Below are 19,029 nucleotides of genomic sequence, written 5' to 3' on the forward strand. Positions count from 1 at the left end.
GAGGAAGAGCAAAGCGTCGCCCACAGGACGTTGGAGGATTTATGCCCGATATCGATAAGAAGGACCGGCCGGTGACCTCTGTTACCGACCAGGAGGCGCTCGAATTTCACGCCATGGGCCGGCCCGGCAAGCTGGAGATCAACCCGACCAAGCCGATGGCGACGCAACGCGATCTCTCGCTGGCCTATTCGCCGGGTGTTGCCGTGCCGGTGAAGGCGATCGCCGCCGATCCGCAGACGGCCTATGACTACACGGCGCGCGGCAATATGGTCGCCGTCATATCCAACGGCACGGCGATCCTCGGTCTCGGCAATCTCGGCGCGCTGGCTTCCAAGCCTGTCATGGAAGGCAAGGCGGTGCTCTTCAAGCGCTTCGCCGATGTCGATTCCATCGACCTCGAGATCGATACGGAAAATGTCGACGAGTTCATCAACTGCGTGCGCTTTCTCGGTCCATCCTTCGGCGGCATCAACCTCGAGGATATCAAGGCACCGGATTGTTTCGTCATCGAAAGCCGGCTGCGCGAGCTGATGGACATTCCCGTCTTCCATGACGACCAGCATGGAACGGCCATCATCGCCGCTGCCGGCCTGATCAACGCGCTGGAGCTGACCGGCCGCGACCTGAAGACGACCAAGCTCGTCTGCAATGGTGCCGGTGCTGCGGCGATCGCCTGCGTCGAACTCATCAAGGCGATGGGGTTTGCCCCTGACAATGTCATCCTCTGCGACACCAAGGGCGTCATCTACCAGGGCCGCACCGAGGGTATGAACCAGTGGAAATCGGCGCATGCGGCAAAGACCGACGCACGCACGCTGGAAGAGGCGATGCAGGGCGCGGACGTCGTTTTCGGCCTGTCGCAGAAAGGTGCGTTTTCGGCCGAGATGATCCGCTCGATGGCCGAGCGGCCGATCATCTTCGCCATGGCCAATCCCGATCCCGAGATCACGCCGGAAGAGGTCGCCCGCATCCGCGACGACGCCATCATGGCGACCGGCCGTTCGGACTATCCGAACCAGGTCAACAACGTCCTCGGCTTTCCCTATATCTTCCGCGGCGCTCTCGATGTCCGTGCCTCGACAATCAACGATGCGATGAAGATCGCCGCTGTCAATGCGCTGGCAAACCTGGCCCGCGAGGACGTGCCCGATGACGTTGTCGCCGCCTATCAGGGCAACCGGCCGCGTTTCGGGTCGCAATACATCATTCCCGTTCCCTTCGATCCCCGCCTGATCTCGGCGATCCCGGTGGCAGTCGCGCAGGCTGCGATCGAAAGCGGCGTCGCCCGCAAGGTCATCACCGACATGGCGGGTTATGCCCGCGAGCTGTCGGCACGCCGCGATCCGATCGCCTCGACGCTCGCCAGCCTCTACGAGCGTGTCCGCCGCCGCCCGAAGCGGATCGTCTTTGCCGAGGCCGAGGAAGAACAGGTCCTGCGCGCAGCCCTTTCCTATGCCAACCAGCAGCTCGGCACCGCCATCCTGCTCGGCCGCGAGGACCTGATCCGGGCGACGGCGGAACGCGCCGGCATCGATCTCAACCGGCCCGGCCTCGAGATCGTCAATGCCCGTATCTCCACCCGCATTGAGGCCTATGTCGATTATCTCTATGCGAGGCTGCAGCGGCACGGTTATCTCTATCGCGATGCCCAGCGGCTGATCCACAACGACCGCAACCACTTCGCCGCCACCATGGTGGCGCTCGGCGACGCCGACGGCATGGTGACGGGCATCACCCGCAATTATTCGACGGCGCTCGAGGATGTGCGCCGCTGCATCGACGAGAAGCCCGGCCACCGCATCATCGGCGTGTCGCTGGCGCTCTGCCGCGGCCGTACGGTCTTCGTGGCCGATACGGCGGTGCACGACATGCCGACGGCCGAGCAGCTTGCCGATATTGCCGAGGAGGCCGCGGGCCTGGCGCGGCGCATGGGTTATTCGCCACGCGTCGCCCTGCTTGCCTATTCCACCTTCGGCCATCCCTCGGGCGAACGCTCCGAGCGGGTGCGCGAGGCGGTGAAGATCCTCGACAAGCGTCGCGTCGATTTCGAATATGACGGCGAGATGGCGGCCGACGTCGCTCTGAACCGCAAGGTGATGGAGCAATATCCTTTCTGCCGCCTGTCCGGCCCGGCCAACGTGCTCGTCATGCCGGCTTTCCACTCGGCCTCGATCTCGACCAAGATGCTGCAGGAACTTGGCGGCTCCACGGTGATCGGCCCGATCCTCGTCGGCGTCGACAAGCCGGTGCAGATCACCGCGATGGGCGCCAAGGATTCCGACATCGTCAACATGGCGGCGATCGCTGCCTATGGGGCGGGTTCGTAAACGCGCCTCTTGCGACATATGAGACGGCATTCCGTGCCCGGCCGACTGCCCGTCGGCCGGGCACAAGTTTTCGTGGCATCTGTGATGAAGGCTGCTCTTCCGATAAGTCATACTTTTGATACAATAGACCTGTAGGGGGCGGCATAATTTGCCCACAGCGATATTGAAAGACCGCGGGCAATCGATGCGGTTTTGCAGCTCAGTTGTTTGATATCAGCCGGTTGGTGTCCCATGCCAGAAAACGCATCCGCCAATTTCATCGCCCGATTTCAGGGGGCAACCTTCGACGATATGGTCGAGGCTCTGACCAGGGGGTTCGGTTCGTTCGATGCATGGCGCAATGGTCGGGAAAAACCGCTCGACTGGAAGGTTGGCTTCTGGGGTGATGAAAGATTGTCGTTGGTCAGCAACCAGGATTCCGGCGGCTGGGGTGCGAGAACGGCCCATGGAACACCGGAAACTCTGGCAATCATCATGCCGCGGAGGGGCGCTCTCGATGTAACGCTGGGTCGGAACGTGATCCAAGGGACACCTGGGCGGCTCTTGTTGATGAACAATCTCGAGCCGGAACGGGTTTCCGTACGGGCAGCGCCTCACCGGTCGGATACACTGAGCCTGAACTGGACGATCATCGCTCAAACCGTCGCCTCCATACTGGAGACACCCCTGACCGGGCCAATGGACCTGGCGCCGCTCGTCGATCTTTCCACCGCAGCCGGACAGTTGATCGGCAGCCTCGCCCAAACGATCATCATCGGCATGAGCAACAACGGGCCGCTCCTTCACTCGCCAATCGCCATGTTGAACCTGACCCAGGGGTTTGCCGATCTGCTGGTGCGCTTGGTTCCTCATCGGCTCTCGCACCTTCTCGACAGGAAAATCCACCTGATCGCACCCCGGCATGTCCGTCGGGCAGTTGAATTCATGCATGCGAACATCGCACAGCCGTTGACGATGCAGAGCGTCGCGGAGGCGGCCGGCATTTCCATTCGCGCGCTTGAAAGCGGTTTTCGTACCTTCAAGGGAACCACACCGGCCGCCTACCTCAGGACGATCCGCTTGCAGGCGGTGCGAGAGGATCTGCGCGATCCTTCAAACCGGCAGCCATTGCGGGACATCTGCTTGAAGTGGGGATTCTTTCACTTTGGCCGCTTTGCGGCAACCTATCGGGCGGCCTACGGAGAGAACCCGTCGGACACCAGAAGGCGAGCCGATCTGTGACGGACGATCGTCACTCGAAGTAGACCAAGTTAGCTCGCGAAGCGGCCGGCGTCGGCGCCGTAATAATTCAGGTAGCGGTCGGAAATGCTGGCGATCGGCAGCACGATCAGCACGTCGGTCGTGTTGAAGGCATGGTCGATGACCGCGCTGGAGCCGACCATGGCGCCGAGGCGCAGATAGCCCTTGATCAGCGGCGGCAGGGACATCAGCGCCCGCTTCGGGTTGATGGCTTCGACCGGCATCAGGTCCATGTTGCGGGCGAGGTCCGGTAGGGCGCCGACGGCCCATTCGTTCTTCGCCAGCACATTGTGGTAGAGGAAGGACAGTGCCAACGCATGGCTTTCCAGATAGACGCCGGGGAAGGAAGCGCAGCCGAACATGGCGCTCACGCCGTGCTTCAGCGCATAGGCCCAGTTGCCCTGCCACAGAAGTTCGACGGTTCGCTTGGTGCGGTATTCCGGCAGCACGCAGGAACGGCCGAGTTCCATGAAGCGCTTATCCGGATGTTTGGCAATGAGGCCCTCGATCTCGAATTCGGAAGCCGAGTAAAAACCGCCATTGGCGATGGCGACATCCTGGCGCAACAGCCGGTAGGTGCCGACGATCTGGTCTTCCGGATCGCCCTCGATTGCACGGTCGAGAACGAGAAGATGGTCGCAGAAAGCGTCATAGGCGTCGACGTCGCGCTGGCGGCGCATGGCCTCCAGCGGCAGTTGCGCCTTCATTTCGTCGACGAAGACGCGGTAGCGCACAGCCTGGGCGGCATCGATCTCGCGTGCCGTGCGGGCCAGGCGAGTCTCCAGATTGCCGATGCGGCCGAGAATGTCGCCGTCCTTCTGTGCAACAGCCGTCGAAGGCCGCGCAGCCTCCGCCGTGGTGTCACGATTCAGGATGTCGATGGCGGACATGGCGATTCTCCCGTTGCCGGCTTATCGACGCCATAAAACACTTCTATACGACAGGAAAGTGACATTTTGAATTTCCCAAACGCAAGGAGCGTACCGGTTTCGACGCGCCTTACCGCGCCTCAGCACGGCGGGCGGAAAGTGCGGCGACAGCCTGAACTTCGGTCAGCAGCCGCACCGGGTCGACCGGCTTAACCATGACGCGGTTGGCGCCGTTGAGCAAGACCTGCCGGCGTGATTCGTCGCTCTTGTCGGCGGTGAGAACGATCACCGGCACCGGAGCAAGATCGAGCCGTCTTTCATGGCCGCGCAGGCGCCCCAGCATGTCGATGCCGTTCCCGCCCGGCATCGACAGGTCGCTGATGATGATGTCGGGCCGGGCATTCGCTTCGCAGAGCGCATAGTCGAGCAGCGACTCGAAATCCTCGACATGGCGCACCTTGTGCCCGCCCTTTTCCAGGACGACGCGCACCAGCATGGCATTGATCGGATCATCCTCGCCGAGCAGGATGCTGAGCCCGCTCGCGGCAACCAGCGTCTCCGTCACCGAAAGGCCGAAGCCCGGCTGGTTGTCGTTCAGCGCGTCGCGTTTCTCCATGCCGCGCATGCGCCCGCGCAGCACGTCGATCAGCGACTGCTCGCGCAGCGGCCGGATCAGCCAGGCGTCGAAGAGGTCGAGCGGATGGGCGCTGCGCTCTTCCGGATTGACGAGCAGGACCTTGCGCAGGCCAAGAGCGGCGATGTCGGCGCGGTCGGCAAGATGGGCGGAAAATTCCGCCGACATCCGGTGGTCGATGATGATATCCGTCGGCCGCTTTCCGCTCTTTGCCAAGCCGAGCAGCGTTGCCCGCGCCGTTTCGCCGTCGCCGACGAGATGGCAGAAGCCGCCGAGTGTGCTGATCGTCTCGGCAATGGCGGTGCGGGCCGCACCTGCCGGCGCCAGCAGCACGACGCTGTTGCCGGCAAGCAGCGTGTTTCGCCGGTCGGGGCGCTCGCTGCCGATGTCGACGGGGAAGCGGATGGTGAATTCGCTGCCTCTGCCCTTTTCGCTGGCAACCGTCAGCGCGCCGTTGAATTCGCGCATGATGCGAGCGGAGATGGCAAGGCCGAGCCCGGTGCCGTTGCTCTTGTCGGCAAAGGTCCCGCCCTGCTCGAATTCGCCGAAGACGCGCGCCTGTTCCTCGGCCGTCATGCCGGGACCGCTGTCGGTCACGGTGATCAGCAGATCGCCGGCGTCGAGCGACACGCGGATGAAAACGCCGCCGACCTGGGTGAATTTCACGGCATTGCCGATGACGTTGAAGAGAACCTGGCGCAGCCGCGCCGGATCGAAGCTCATATTCTCCGGCACGTCGGACGATACGGTGGCGCCGATCTCGATACCCTTTTCATGCGCCCGGTGGGCGAGCATCTCGACGACGCTTTCCAGAAGCTTGCGCAGCGATTCCGAGCGCGGGTGCAGCGCGAAGCGGCCGACTTCGATGGTGGAGAAATCGAGCAGGTCCTCGACCAGCTGGGTCAGCGCGTGGCCAGACTGGCGGATGTTCGCCAGATAGTCCTGCTGCTCCTGCGTCAGCCGCGTCTCGGCGATCAGATGCGTCATGCCGAGAATGCCGGAAAGCGGGGTGCGCACCTCGTGGCTGACGGTGGCAAGCAGCCTGGATTTGGCGGCGCTGTTATATTCGGCCTTCTGCCGGGCCTCCTCGCGGCCCTGTGCGATCAGCCGCTCATCGGTGACGTCGCGGGCAACGCTCTGCAGCAGCAGGCGACCGTTTGCCGGGTCACGGGTGACGACGTCGCGCCACAGGAAGATGCGTTGGCCCTCCGGCGTCGAGATCTCGACGTCGTAGCAGTGCGGGATCGGGCCGGGGCGGAAGGCAAGCCCGATCTCCTCGCAGGTTTTGCCTTCCGGACGCAGCCGCCCGGTCAGGCGGCGAAACGTGTCGTTGGCGGAGATGATGCGCCGGTCCATGGTGCGGCCGAGGGTGATGTCGCCGAGCACGTCGTGCACGTCGGCAAACAGCTTTGCGCCATCGTTCCAATCCGTGGATTTGCCGTTGCGCTGCCCGGCCCTGCGCGACCGTACCATCAGCAGGGCGTAACTGGCGATGACGGCAAGGCCAAGAACGACGAGACCGCCCGAAAGCAGCAGCGGATCGCCGGCATGGGCAAGCAGCATCAGGATCGTTGCGGCAAGCAGGCCGGCGCCGCCCAGCCAGTAGAACAGCAGGCGCCGCGTCGCGGCAGGCCCGTTCTGGCGGTCTTCGGTTCCCCGGGGTGCCGATGCCTTCGGTCGTGAAAAGATGGCCCCGATCCGCTCTTCATGCGGCTTGGCGGCGGGTCCACCGAAGGCGGCGGACAATCTTTCGTGCAACTGTCCCAGGTTGTGCATGGTACCTGGATAACATGAGGCCTCTTCCGAATGCCTTCAGGAATTCGATAAGATTTTAGCGGCCGGTCTTTTTCGGCAGCAGCAACTCATCGAGAATGACACAACCGGCGCCGATGGTGATGAAACTGTCGGCGAGATTGAACACCGCGAAGGACCAGCTTTCGGTGTAAAAAAGAATGTAATCGATCACATGCCCATAGGCGAAGCGGTCGACGAGATTGCCGATCGCCCCGGCGATGATCAGCGCATAACCGAGATGGGCGAGCCAGCGGTCCTTCGCCGTGCGATACCACAGCCAGATAACGAAGGCGACGATGACGAGCCGCATGCCGACGATGAACCAGCCGTCCATGCCCGACAGCATCGAAAAGGCGACGCCGAGATTGTAGGTGCGGTAGAGCGCCAGCATCGGAACGACCGGCACGACCTCCTGCAGCGGCAGGGTGTGATCGACGGCGATCTTGACGATCTGGTCGATAAGAACGGCGACGACGATGAAGAAAAGAATCGGCGCCGGGCGCGAAAACAGCGCGGGGCGTGCAAGCGTCTGTTCGGTCATTTGCCCTCGGCAAGTGAGAGGAGATGGCGGCGCGCCTCGAAAAGCATGACGGCTGTGGCGACGGCGAGGTTCAGGGAATCGGCGCGGCCCTGCTGCGGAATGCGGGCAAGCGCATCGGCTTCCCTCGCCAGCTGGTCCGGCAGGCCGGATTGTTCATTGCCCATCAGGAGCACGACGGGCTTTTTCCGGTAGTCGATCGTGCGGTAATCGACCGCGCCGGCCAGATGCGTCGCGACGATGGAAACGCCGGCCGATTTCCGCCAGGCGATGAATTCCTCGGGGGTCGCCCGCGCCACCGGAACGGCAAAGACCGAGCCCATGGTGGCCCGCACCGTTTCGAGCGAGAAGGGATCGGTCGTTTCTCCCAGCAGAATGATGCCGGAAGCGCCGGCCGCATCCGCTGTCCGGATGATCGTGCCGAGGTTGCCGGGGTCGCGCACCCGGTCGAGCGCCACCCAGGTCTCGCCATCCCTTGGCCGAATATCCCGCAGCGGCTTCCAGCGCTGCTCGAAAATGCCGACGACCATCTGCGGATTGTCGCGGCGGGTGATCGAGGCGATCACCTTTTCGCTGACTTCGAGCACCAGCCCGCCCGAGGCGACGGTCCTGGCCGCCATCTGCTCGACCAGCGGCTTGCCCTTGGCGGCCTTGGCATAGACCAGCGTGCGGATCGTCCAGCCGAGTTCGATCGCATCGATGACGAGCTTCAGTCCTTCGGCGAGGAAAGTACCGCTTTCCTCGCGCGACTTCTTGTTCGTCAGCGCCTTGATGTCCTTGATGATCGGATTGGCGAGCGAGGTGACTTCCTTCACCTGTCCGACCCTGCGCGGTCCCTGATCGTGGAAGTCCTTGCTCATTTCGGCACCCAGCGGGAAAAGAGGGAAGTGGAAAGGGCGCGGCCCTCAGTCTTGCCGTCAGTGCCGGCTTCGCGAATCACCAGCTCGCCGGATTCGACCACGCCGCCGGCGCCGCGCATCGTCTCGCGCATCAGCTCGTGGATCGAATAGAAGCTGGCGCGGATCGAATAGGCCGTCAGCACCAGGCCCACCGCCTTCGGCGACAGGATCTCGCGGCAGATGTCGAGCATCAATGGCAGATGCTCGAACAGATGCCAGACCTCGCCATTGGGGCCGCGGCCGAATTTCGGCGGATCGGTGAGGATGATGTCGTATTGGCTGCCGCGGCGTTCCTCGCGCAGGATGAATTTCATCGCATCCTCGCAGATCCAGCGGATCGGCAGCTTCTCCATCCGCCCGAGTGCCTGGTTTTCGCGCGCCCAGCCGATCGCCTTCTTCGAGGCGTCGACATGGGTGACCTCGGCGCCGGCGGCGGCGGCAACCAGCGAGGCGACGCCGGTATAACCGAAGAGATTCAGCACCTTCAGCGGCCGGCCGGCCTTTTCGACCTGCTCCTTCATCCAGCTCCAGTGCACGATCTGCTCGGGGAAGACGCCGACATGACGGAAAGAGGTGAAGCGGCCGAGAAAATCGACGCCGAGCAGATTGAGCGGCCAGGTCTCGCCGAGCGCTTCTTTCGGGAAGCGCCAGCGGCCGGTGCCTTCCTCGTCGGTATCGCCGGTGAAGACGGCATCGACCTTTTCCCAGACATGGGCCGGCAACGATGGCCGCCACAGCGCTTGGGCCTCGGGACGGATGATGCGGTAAGGGCCGTATTGCTCCAGCTTTTCGCCATTTCCGCTGTCGATCAGGTGAAAATCGCCGGCGCCGAGCGATTCGAGGATGACAGGCACGCGCTCAGCCGGACGCTCGCCGCTGCGCGTCATCAGGGGGCGCATGACGGCAGCCTGCGCGGCAGCCTCGCGCACAGTCTCGCGGGTCGCCGGTGGCCGCGCGACCGGCTTTGCCGGCCGGCCGGCCCGATCGTCCCTGCGGCTTTCACCGGAGGGACCGGATGTCTTCTTCTGGCCCGGCCGGCGTTCTCTTTGTTTCAACGTGCTCTTCCGCGTCTCTGTCGGGGTGTCTTATAGGCTATGCAGTAGCCCAGAAGACCGTGCCGGATCAACTGCGCGCTGGCCGGCCCCCGCGAGAGGGCGGGTTCTGCGGGCACAGCGCCTATTTCAAGCCCTCGGACGCCTCTCTTCGAAGCCAGCTTTCCGCCGCATAAAGTGCAGCGACATGCATCGACTGCATGATGACGGCGCCGGATTGCAGGTCGCTGAGGATGGCGGCAAGATCGGCAAACAGCAGCTCGACCTTCTCGCCAGGGTCGAAACGCGGTTCGCCGGCCCGGTTCAGACCGAGCGCCAGCCAGCTCGTCACCGCGTTGCTGTGGCTGGCCGCATTCGGATAGGAGGTGAGCAGCTTGACGAAGGTCGAGGCTTCATAGCCGGTCTCTTCCCGCAGTTCGCGCTGTGCCGCCGCCAACGCCGCGTCGCCGGTCTCGCCGTGGCCAGTCTTGCCATCGTCTGGTTCGACGCCGCCGGCGACGAGGCCGAGCACGATCTCGCCGCGGCCGTGCCGGTATTCCCGCGTCAGCAGCACCCGCCCGTCGGGCATAACAGGGATGACGTTGATCCAGTCGGGATAATCGAGCACATGGAATGGCGCGATGACGATTCCGTCGGCGGTGACACAATCGTCGCTCCGCACCCGGATCCAGCGGTCCTCATAGGTGATGCGGCTTGCCGTCACGCTCCAGGGCTTCAGTTCGTTCATCGGCCAATTCCTCGCTCGGTATGGTCACGCAGATAACATTCCCCTCCGCCTTGGCAAAGCGCTTTCCCGCTGGATAAGTTGAGCGAATCGAAGATGGGGCTGCCGAATGGATTTCACCGGCGAAGAACGCATCGCCGCACCGCGGGACGTCGTCTGGGCAGCGCTCAACGATCCCGAGATCATGCGCGGCTGCATTCCAGGCTGCCAGGGCATCGAGCGGCTGTCGCCTGATGTCTTCGAGGCGACGATCAAGGTCAAGTTCAGCCTGCTGTCGGCCACCTTCCACGGCTTGCTGACGCTTTCCAATGTCGATGCGCCGAGGAGCTATACGCTGTCGGCCGAAGGCAAGGGCGGTCTTGCCGGTTTCGCCAGGGGCAGCGCCGATGTCGTGCTCGAGCAAAGCGGCGTCGAGACCATCCTGCACTATCGGGCGAGGGCCGAGCTCGGCGGAAGGCTTGCCCAGTTCGGCGCCCGCCTGCTCGATTCGACCTCGCAGAAGCTCGCCGAAGGGTTCTTTTCGGATTTCAACGCCGCGGTCGTCGCGAAGATGGCGGCGGGGTAGGCTTGGCGCGGGCACAGGGTTTGTTTAAATCGACATCATGACGTGGACCATCAGGCCGCCGCGGGCGGAAGACCAGGAAATGCTTGCGGAGATCTATCTTTCCGTGCGCCGCCAAACATTCGTCTGGGTCGATCCCGGCAAGTTCCATCGCGAGGATTTCGCCGCTCATACCAACGGCGAGACGGTCCTCGTCTGCGAGCATGCGGATGGCAGTGTCGCCGGCTTCCTGTCGCTCTGGCCGGAGGACGATTTCATCCACATGCTCTACTTGAGACCGGAATTCCAGGGGCAGGGCGCCGGCACGGCCCTGCTGCAGGCGCTGCCGGAATGGCCGCAGCACCGGTACCGGCTGAAATGCCTGGTGAAGAACCGGCGGGCGAAGGCGTTCTACCTCTCCCACGGTTTCCGGGTGACCGGCAACGGCGCCTCGCCGGAAGGCGACTATGAGGAACTGAGCTTTTTTCCTGTTTGACGGCGACCCAAAGCCGTTGAAATCGGGCCGATTTTACCGCGACGGCAGCTGCCCGGCAATTTCTTCGGCGCGGTTCTTGTGGCGGTCGGCCTCACCCTGCCAGCGGATGGCTTCCTTGGCCTCGGTGCGGGCGCGCCTGCGGTGTTTGCCCTGGCTGAACCAGGTCGCGGCCGAGCCGATCAGCATGCCTGATATCAGCGCGATGAACAGGAAGACGAAGAAGGGCGCGGAAACCGCAAGCACCTGGTCCTCCGGCCGGAACGGATTGAAGGCGAGCGTGACGCTCTGCCGGTTGGCGACGCAGAAGACGATGAGGATGACGCCGAGCGGCAGCAGAATCAGCAGGTTGACGATCTTCTTGGCCATTTGAGGTCTCCATGCGGCATATTGCGCCGGTTTTTTTAAAGGGCGCGTTTGATGCTTGGCAGGATAGGAAAACGGCTCTCGAATTCAAGTGCGGTTTCGCCGCAGGCGGTTGCCGCTGCTCAATCCTCTTCGTCGGCCTGGCCGGGGTTGAGCCGTTCGCGCAACTCCTTGCCGGTCTTGAAGAAGGGAACCCACTTCTCCTCGACGAACACGGTATCGCCGGTCCGCGGGTTGCGGCCGGAGCGGGACGGGCGATTCTTGACCGAAAAGGCCCCAAAGCCGCGCAATTCGACTCGGTTACCCGCAGCCAGTGCATCGGTGATCTCGTCGAGAACCGCGTTGACGATATTCTCGACATCGCGATGATAGAGATGCGGGTTGCGTGCCGCAACTATCTGCACCAATTCGGACTTGATCACAGTCGCCCCCTTAAATTATTGATTTCTTATCAATCGCGGCCAACCTGCCAAACTGAAAGCAGCCCGTCAAGAAGCAACTTTGGGGGCAGGATTCCATTAATATCCTGGCCTTTCACGAGATCATCATAACCGAAGATCGTAATCAACCGCGAAACAGCCCCAGCGAGCAGAAAGGGCGTATTGCTCTTCTTGTCCCAGTCGACCATCGGCAGGTCGGCATCGACGCCGCGCGATTTGAGATAGGCGCGGATTTCGGGCTCGCCGCCGATCGTATCGACGAGTTTTACCTTCAGCGCCTGGCGGCCGGTATAGATCGTGCCGTCGGCGAGTTTCAGCACCTCGTCGCGCGGCAGCTTGCGCCGGTCGGCGACCAGGTCGACGAACCAGTTATAGCTGTCGACCACCATGTTGCGGATCATCGCCTTGGCCTCCTCGCTCGCCTCATGGAAGGGCGAGGGCTCGGCCTTCAGCGGCGAGGACTTGATCTCCTGCAGCGAGACGCCGATCTTGTCGAGCAGCGGCTGGATCTGCGGATACTGGAAGATGACGCCGATCGAGCCGGTGATCGAGCTGTCGCCGGCAATGATCGTATCGCCGGCGGTGGCGATCATGTAGCCGGCGGAGGCGGCAAGCGTGCGCACGTCGGAGACCACAGGCTTCTTGGCTGATATTGCCCGGATGGCGTTGAAGATTTTTTCGCCGCCATAGGTCGTGCCGCCGGGCGAGGAGATCGAAATCACCGCCGCCTTCACCTGGTCGCTGGTCTCGACCTTCTTCAGCCGCTCCAGAAGCTCGTCGTCGTCGACGATCAGTCCCGATATCGTCACATGGGCAATATGTGGGTGCTGCGTCCCGGCATCGCCGACGGCGAAGTGATAGAAGGCGAAACCAAGCGCCACGATGAGGGCAACGGCAATGAGGCGCCAGAAGCCGAGCTTGCGGCGCAACCGCCGGCGATCCGCGATGATCGAACTGTCCATAGAAACCTCCAGCGCTGGCCCGGCTTCGGCATGCCGCCGAGAGGTCCGGTAAAATAGGGCGGCCGCGGCGCGTACGAATGCCACTTTTTGATGTTTTTCCGTTTTGTTGCTTGTTGCAGAAAAAATTCCATATTGGCAAGCCAATGTAATAATGCGAAACGAACTGTGATTGGCGGCCGGCTTTGTTAGAGAGGCGCGGCGATCACCGCACATGGACGAGGCCTATGCTCGACACCCTGAAGAACAACGGAAATGCCGCCTTTACAGGGTCCGGCAGAAGCGCCTATGGCGACGCGTTGTTCCATTCTGCCCGCGTGCGCCGGCTGAAGATATTGCTGCCGGTGGCCGCCCTCATCGTCGCGGCAGGCCTCACCGCGGTGGCGTTGATCAGCATCTATCTGCCCGAGAACATCAAGATGGAAGGCGCCAAGATCGAAAACGGCAAGGTCGTGATGGAGAAGCCGGCGATATCAGGACGCAATTCAGACGGCATCAACTATTCGATGTTGGCCGAAAGGGCGCTGCAGGATATCCGCAATCCCGATCTAATCACGCTCGAGACCATCAAGGCCGCCGTGCCGATGAATGACGGGCTGATCGCGCGCGTCGTCGCCTCGACCGCCGATTACAATCGCGCCACCGACAATCTGCATATGACGGCCCCCTTCACCCTCGTGCTGAGCAGTGGCCTCAATGCGCAGTTCCAGTCCGCCCGGCTCGACATCAAGGGCGGAAACATGCGGAGCGACGATCCCGTCACCATCACCAAGGACAATGCCTCCATTGTTGCGCGGACGATGGAGATAACCGATAAGGGGCGGGTGATCACATTCGAGGGGAATGTTCGCATGAATGTCGATCCATCCACCATCCATAAACAGGGCACTTAACCAGCCGGGTCACCATGACAAAAGATTGTCGCATATCCACTTGCAAGACTGGCATGGCATTCATTGCCGGCGCATTTGCCCTTATCCTGACGGCTTCGGGCGCGCCCGCGCAGCAGGCGGCCACGATGTCGGGCATGAAGCTTTCCAACGACCAGCCGATCCAGATCGAAAGCGACAAGCTGGAGATCCACGACCAGGAGCACACCGCGCTCTTCACCGGCAAGGTCAAGGTCGTCCAGGGCACGACGACGATGCAGTCCGGCAAGATGACCGTCTATTACAAGGACAAGGCGGCAAAGCCGGCCGCTGACGGGGCGCAACCTGCGGCCCAGCCGCAGCAGTCGGGCTCGCTTGCATCGGGAAGTGCTGATATCGACAAGATCCTGGTGACCGACAAGGTCCTCCTGACCTCGGGCACGCAGACGGCGACTGCCGATGACGGCAATTTCGACATGGCCTCGCAGACCTTCATCCTCACCGCGGATGAGGGGAATAAGGTCATTCTGTCGGACGGGCCGAACGTCTTTACCGGCTGCAAACTCACGGTTCACATGCAAACCGGCCAGGCGGAGCTTGAAAGCTGCGGCGGGCGTGTCCAGATTCAGCTCGATCCGAAGTCGCAGCCGAGTACGCAGCAGAAGCAGAACTGAGAAGCCGGCCTCCCACGTGAAATTATCATCGCTATCCACCATGTTCGGCAAGCCCGGGCCACAAGCTGCGGGTGCCGCCGACAAGAGCCGCTATCAAGGAACGCTGATCGCGCGCGGTCTGACGAAGACCTATGCGACGCGACGCGTCGTCAACGGCGTCTCGCTGGTGGTGCGCCGCGGCGAGGCCGTCGGCCTGCTCGGCCCGAACGGCGCCGGCAAGACCACCTGTTTTTACATGATCACCGGCCTAGTGCCGGTGGATGAAGGCACGATCGAGATCGACGGCAACGATGTCACGACCATGCCGATGTATCGCCGCTCGCGCCTCGGCGTCGGTTACCTGCCGCAGGAAGCCTCGATCTTCCGCGGCCTGACGGTGGAGGAGAATATCCGCGCCGTCCTCGAAGTGCATGTGAAGGACAAGGCCGAGCGCGAGCAGAAGCTGAACGAGCTTCTGGAGGAATTCCATATCCAGAAGCTGCGCAAGAGTGCCGCCGTCGCCCTGTCGGGGGGTGAGCGCCGCCGCCTTGAAATCGCGCGTGCGCTTGCGACCGATCCGACCTTCATGCTGCTCGACGAACCTTTCGCCGGCGTCGACCCGATCTCTGTCGCCGACATCCAGAACCTCGTTCACCACCTGACGGCGCGCGGCATCGGCGTTCTCATCACCGACCACAATGTGCGTGAGACGCTGGGCCTCATCGACCGGGCCTATATCATCCATGCCGGTGAGGTGCTGACCCACGGCCGGGCCAACGACATCGTCAACAATCCGGAAGTGCGCCGGCTTTACCTCGGCGACAATTTCAGCCTCTGACGCCAGATCCGCATGATTTTAGGCCAGATCGGCTTGAAATCTGAATCTGGATCGAAATCCAGGAATGAGAGTATGATGTCGTTCGAAAACGGCTCACACGCCCCGGCCGCTCGTCCATGCGACTCCGTTTGAGCCAACAGATTGCTTCAATCTGACCAGCAAAGCCTCCAGCCGCAGAAATTCACCTTGTTGGCATAGTTCCGCTTGACCAAATAGAATAAAAAAGCAATTTTTGGGCCAACTTGGATTTCCGTGGCCTGAGGCCTTGATCAGACACGGTTTCCCGGAGGAATTGAGGGGAGTTTCGCGTCCGTCATGGCACTGTCCGCCAATCTTTTCCTGCGCCAGACCCAGTCCCTGGTGATGACACCGCAACTGATGCAATCCATCCAGTTGCTGCAGATGACGCATTTTGAACTCAACCAGTTCATTGCCCAGGAAGTGGAGAAGAATCCGCTGCTCGAATTCCCGTCGAATGACGGCGAGGCGGGCGGCGAACGCGGCGAAAGCGAAGACGAGCAGTATGCTCATCAGCCGGAGGATGCCGGTTCCGACGACGGCTACGACAACCGCACCGACGCGCTCTCCAGCGACTGGTACGACAATGGCGGCAGCGCCAGCACCAGCCGGCTGAACGACGAACTCGACGCCAACTACACCAATGTCTTTCCCGATGACGGTGCCCCGCAGCGCCTCGATGCGCCGGAGCTCGTCAGCCAGTGGAAATCGATGCCGGGCAGCGGCGAGGGCGCCGATTACGATCTCGACGATTTCGTCGCCGGCCAGGTGTCGCTGCGCGATCATCTCGGCCAGCAGATCCCCTTTGTCCTGCCTGACATGGCCGACCGGCTGATCGCGCAGAATTTCGTCGACCAGCTCGACGACGCCGGTTACCTGCACGCCGATATCGTCGAGGCGGGCGAGAGGCTCGGTACCAGCGTCACGCAGGCCGAGCGCGTGCTTGCCGCCCTGCAGACACTCGATCCGCCGGGTGTTTTCGCCCGCAGCCTTGCCGAATGCCTGGCGATCCAGCTCAGACAGAAGGACCGGTACGATCCCGCCATGCAGGCGCTGGTCGAAAACCTCGAACTTCTGGCGCGGCGCGATTTCGCCACGCTGAAGCGGATATGCGGCGTCGACGAGGAAGATCTTCTCGACATGCTCGGCGAGATCCGCCAGCTCAATCCCAAGCCCGGCAGCGGTTTCGAGGCGGGTGTTTCCGAAGCGATCATGCCGGATGTGGTCGTCAGGTCCTCCTCGGAGGGCGGCTGGCTGGTCGAGCTCAATCCGGATACGCTGCCGCGCGTTCTGGTCAACCAGTCCTATTTTTCCCGCGTGACAAAGAACGGCGAGGATCACGCCTTTCTCGCCGATTGCCTGCAGAGCGCCAATTGGCTGACGCGCAGCCTCGACCAGCGGGCAAAAACCATCATGAAGGTGGCAAGCGAAATCGTTCGCCAGCAGGACGCCTTCCTGCTGCACGGCGTCGACCACCTGCGGCCGCTGAACCTGAAGACGGTCGCCGAGGCGATCAAGATGCATGAATCCACCGTCAGCCGCGTCACATCGAACAAATATATGCTGACGCCGCGCGGCCTCTTCGAACTCAAATATTTCTTCACCGTCTCGATCAGCGCCGTCGAGGGCGGCGACAGCCATTCGGCCGAGGCCGTCCGCCACAAGATCCGCGCGCTGATCATGCAGGAGAGCCCGGACGCGGTGCTTTCCGACGACGATATCGTCGACATGCTGAAGAAGGGCGGCGTCGATCTCGCCCGCCGCACGGTTGCCAAATACCGGGAAGCGATGAACATCGCCTCCTCGGTCCAGCGTCGCCGCGAGAAGCGGGCGCTCGCCAAGGTCGCTGGCTTCTGAGGCGGCATACTTCGAGCTTGATCGAAGCATCCATCTCCAAATCCCCACTATTACGCTGATGTCTTGAACCAACATCGAATGCCGACCATGCAGCCGCAAAATTCCAGCTTTGCCAGAGAGCTTGTCCTGCTGCTGGTGCTGGCGACCCTCTGGGGTTCCTCCTATACCTTCATCAAGATCGGCGTCGAGACGATTCCGCCCGTGACGTTGATCGCCGCACGCACGCTGATTGCCGGCGGTCTTCTGCTGGCCGTCCTCCGCTACCGGCGTGTCCGCCTGCCGCGCGATCACGCGACATGGCGCCGGTTCCTGCTTCAGGCCTGCCTGAACAGCGTCGTCCCCTTCACGCTGATCGCCTGGGCGGAACAATCCGTCGATGCCGGATTGGCGGTGATCCTGAATTCGGCAACGCCGATCTTCACCTTCCTGTTGACCGTGCTGATTACCCGCCATGAGCAGGTGACGTCGCGAAAACTTTGCGGGGTCATGGCCGGGCTCGCCGGCATCTGCCTGGTCATCGGCATCGAAGCGCTCGGCGGTCTCGGCGAAAACCTGATGGCGCAGCTTGCCATCATCCTGGCGACCATTTGTTATGCAGGTGCCGCGATATTCGGCAGAAACTTCAAGGGGCTCGATCCCGCCGTGCCGGCCGCCGGCTCGTTGATCTCAGGCGCGGTCATCCTCTTGCCCGTCAGCCTCGTCGTCGACCGGCCGTGGGAACTCGATCCGTCGGCGGCATCGATGCTGGCGCTGCTTGGCCTCTCCGCCTTTTCGACGGCGCTGGCTTTTGTGATCTATTTCCGCCTCGTCCAGACGCTGGGTTCGGTTGGCACCACCTCGCAAGCCTATCTCAGAGTTCCGATCGGTGTTGCGATCGGCCTGGTCTTCCTCGGCGAAAGCCTCAGCCCGACAGCCTGGATCGGCCTCGTCTGCGTCATGTCCGGTGTGGCCGCCATGACGGTCCCCGCAAAGGCGGGCACAACGAAAGCGCGAAGTGCTTAAAGCCGATCAGATGGCGATTTGCGATGGACTTGCCTCACCGCGCCTTCCATGCACGTTTATCGAGCATCGTTTATGGGGAATTTCCACCCTATTGACTTTTTGGTAACCTCTGGCTAGAAGCGCGCCGCAATCGATGCCGTGAACGGCGTCTGGAGTTATCCCCATCATCCCCAAGGCACCAAGGACCCGCAGGCCTAAGCCGATCTTGCTTGAGATTGCGCGAAGTGCTTGGATGAACCTGAGGCTTGGCGTAAACTGATACCCGCAAACGACCATAAGAAGGGAAACTCCATGAGTGTGCGTGTATCCGGGAAACATATGGAAATTGGTGAATCCTTCCGTCAAAAGATCGAGGACCAAATTGGTATGGCCATCACGAAATACTTCGACGGGGGGTATTCCGGCCAAGTGACCGTGGAAAAAGCGAGTTCTCGTTTCTCCGCAGACTGCAAGCTTCATCTCGACAGCGGGGTGGTGCTGCATGCAGCCGGCGAGGCGACCGATCCGCAGCTTGCTTTCGACGCCGCTTCGGAGCGCATCGAAAAGCGCCTGCGCCGCTACAAGCGCAAACTGAAGGACCATCACGCCGGAAACCACCTGAATGGTTTTGCAGAAGTCGCCTACACGGTCATGGATTCTGTTCCTGATCACGAAGATGAAATTGCCGACGATTTCGCTCCGGCGATCGTCGCTGAAAGCACGAAGCAGCTGAAGACCATGTCGGTCGCCACCGCCGTAATGGCGCTCGACATGACCGATGAGCCGCTTCTCCTGTTCCGCAGCCCCGGCAAGGAACATCTGAACATCGTTTACCGTCGGCACGACGGAAATATTGGCTGGATCGATTCAGCCAATATCAAAGGCTGAGATCAGGGTGATGAGCGGCGGTGTTGCCGCCGCTCCTTGCATCATCTGAT

At 62.1% G+C, this 19,029-nt stretch carries 19 protein-coding genes; 10 read left to right on the forward strand and 9 right to left on the reverse strand.

From position 1 onward, the window contains the following. Window positions 1-41 precede the first annotated feature (41 nt). Window positions 42-2,327 (forward strand): NADP-dependent malic enzyme, encoded by a 2,286-nt coding sequence (locus FHT79_RS16325; RefSeq protein WP_028755476.1) that lies wholly within the window; start codon window positions 42-44, stop codon window positions 2,325-2,327. Window positions 2,328-2,558: 231 nt separating this feature from the next. Next, window positions 2,559-3,548 (forward strand): helix-turn-helix transcriptional regulator, encoded by a 990-nt coding sequence (locus FHT79_RS16330; protein ID WP_048338211.1) that lies wholly within the window; start codon window positions 2,559-2,561, stop codon window positions 3,546-3,548. Window positions 3,549-3,577: 29 nt separating this feature from the next. Here the strand turns inward: FHT79_RS16330 and FHT79_RS16335 are convergent, their stop codons facing one another. From FHT79_RS16335 to FHT79_RS16360, 6 genes are all read right to left on the reverse strand, one after another. Continuing rightward, the gene (locus tag FHT79_RS16335) at window positions 3,578-4,456 is read right to left on the reverse strand and encodes a GNAT family N-acetyltransferase (RefSeq protein ID WP_132573711.1); all 879 of its coding nucleotides are present in this window, start codon (window positions 4,454-4,456) and stop codon (window positions 3,578-3,580) included. A 109-nt stretch (window positions 4,457-4,565) separates the two neighbouring features. Then, entirely contained in the window at window positions 4,566-6,845 is a 2,280-nt protein-coding gene (locus tag FHT79_RS16340) for an ATP-binding protein (RefSeq protein ID WP_132573709.1), read from the reverse strand. A gap of 55 nt (window positions 6,846-6,900) precedes the next feature. Then, complete coding sequence (gene lspA / locus FHT79_RS16345; protein WP_047617180.1) at window positions 6,901-7,404, reverse strand: signal peptidase II; 504 nt, start codon at window positions 7,402-7,404, stop codon at window positions 6,901-6,903. Next, on the reverse strand, window positions 7,401-8,261 hold the full coding sequence (locus FHT79_RS16350; protein WP_028755471.1) for an RNA methyltransferase: 861 nt from the start codon (window positions 8,259-8,261) through the stop codon (window positions 7,401-7,403). Before FHT79_RS16350 ends, lspA begins: the two co-directional genes overlap by 4 nt. After that, window positions 8,258-9,355: a class I SAM-dependent methyltransferase gene (locus FHT79_RS16355; protein WP_047617178.1), complete on the reverse strand. Its 1,098-nt coding sequence runs from the start codon at window positions 9,353-9,355 to the stop codon at window positions 8,258-8,260. Before FHT79_RS16355 ends, FHT79_RS16350 begins: the two co-directional genes overlap by 4 nt. Window positions 9,356-9,476: 121 nt before the next feature. Further along, window positions 9,477-10,079 (reverse strand): NUDIX hydrolase, encoded by a 603-nt coding sequence (locus FHT79_RS16360; protein ID WP_183903699.1) that lies wholly within the window; start codon window positions 10,077-10,079, stop codon window positions 9,477-9,479. 106 nt (window positions 10,080-10,185) lie between these two features. Between FHT79_RS16360 and FHT79_RS16365 the strand changes: the two genes are divergently transcribed. Together FHT79_RS16365 and FHT79_RS16370 are read left to right on the forward strand one after the other, a co-directional pair. Beyond that, window positions 10,186-10,641: a carbon monoxide dehydrogenase subunit G gene (locus FHT79_RS16365; protein WP_048338214.1), complete on the forward strand. Its 456-nt coding sequence runs from the start codon at window positions 10,186-10,188 to the stop codon at window positions 10,639-10,641. A 37-nt stretch (window positions 10,642-10,678) separates the two neighbouring features. After that, window positions 10,679-11,113 (forward strand): GNAT family N-acetyltransferase, encoded by a 435-nt coding sequence (locus FHT79_RS16370; protein ID WP_183903700.1) that lies wholly within the window; start codon window positions 10,679-10,681, stop codon window positions 11,111-11,113. A 33-nt stretch (window positions 11,114-11,146) separates the two neighbouring features. Here FHT79_RS16370 and FHT79_RS16375 read toward each other — a convergent pair whose 3' ends face one another. The 3 genes from FHT79_RS16375 to sppA form a co-directional block, all read right to left on the reverse strand. After that, window positions 11,147-11,479, reverse strand: coding sequence for a LapA family protein (locus FHT79_RS16375; RefSeq protein ID WP_048338216.1), 333 nt, complete (start codon window positions 11,477-11,479; stop codon window positions 11,147-11,149). Between the two features lie 119 nt (window positions 11,480-11,598). Beyond that, the gene (locus FHT79_RS16380) at window positions 11,599-11,898 is read right to left on the reverse strand and encodes an integration host factor subunit beta (protein WP_003544934.1); all 300 of its coding nucleotides are present in this window, start codon (window positions 11,896-11,898) and stop codon (window positions 11,599-11,601) included. Between the two features lie 29 nt (window positions 11,899-11,927). After that, a complete protein-coding gene (gene sppA, locus FHT79_RS16385; protein WP_183903701.1) occupies window positions 11,928-12,878 on the reverse strand; it encodes a signal peptide peptidase SppA in 951 nt (316 codons plus the stop codon). A gap of 224 nt (window positions 12,879-13,102) precedes the next feature. Here sppA and lptC point away from each other — a divergent pair, with 224 nt between their 5' ends. The 6 genes from lptC (at window position 13,103) to raiA (ending at window position 18,979) form a co-directional block, all read left to right on the forward strand. Further along, window positions 13,103-13,768 (forward strand): LPS export ABC transporter periplasmic protein LptC, encoded by a 666-nt coding sequence (gene lptC, locus FHT79_RS16390; RefSeq protein WP_025554407.1) that lies wholly within the window; start codon window positions 13,103-13,105, stop codon window positions 13,766-13,768. 14 nt (window positions 13,769-13,782) lie between these two features. After that, window positions 13,783-14,418 (forward strand): LptA/OstA family protein, encoded by a 636-nt coding sequence (locus FHT79_RS16395; protein ID WP_047617172.1) that lies wholly within the window; start codon window positions 13,783-13,785, stop codon window positions 14,416-14,418. A gap of 16 nt (window positions 14,419-14,434) precedes the next feature. Next, entirely contained in the window at window positions 14,435-15,235 is an 801-nt protein-coding gene (gene lptB, locus FHT79_RS16400; RefSeq protein WP_011650211.1) for an LPS export ABC transporter ATP-binding protein, read from the forward strand. A 315-nt stretch (window positions 15,236-15,550) separates the two neighbouring features. After that, window positions 15,551-17,110 (forward strand): RNA polymerase factor sigma-54, encoded by a 1,560-nt coding sequence (gene rpoN / locus FHT79_RS16405; RefSeq protein ID WP_047617170.1) that lies wholly within the window; start codon window positions 15,551-15,553, stop codon window positions 17,108-17,110. Window positions 17,111-17,188: 78 nt separating this feature from the next. Continuing rightward, window positions 17,189-18,112, forward strand: a complete 924-nt coding sequence (locus tag FHT79_RS16410) for an EamA family transporter (RefSeq protein ID WP_127431037.1) — start codon at window positions 17,189-17,191, stop codon at window positions 18,110-18,112. A gap of 291 nt (window positions 18,113-18,403) precedes the next feature. Continuing rightward, on the forward strand, window positions 18,404-18,979 hold the full coding sequence (gene raiA, locus FHT79_RS16415) for a ribosome-associated translation inhibitor RaiA (RefSeq protein WP_025554397.1): 576 nt from the start codon (window positions 18,404-18,406) through the stop codon (window positions 18,977-18,979). The last annotated feature ends 50 nt before the right edge of the window (window positions 18,980-19,029 follow it).

The organism is Rhizobium sp. BK212 (assembly GCF_014197475.1).
GTDB lineage: Bacteria > Pseudomonadota > Alphaproteobacteria > Rhizobiales > Rhizobiaceae > Rhizobium > Rhizobium anhuiense.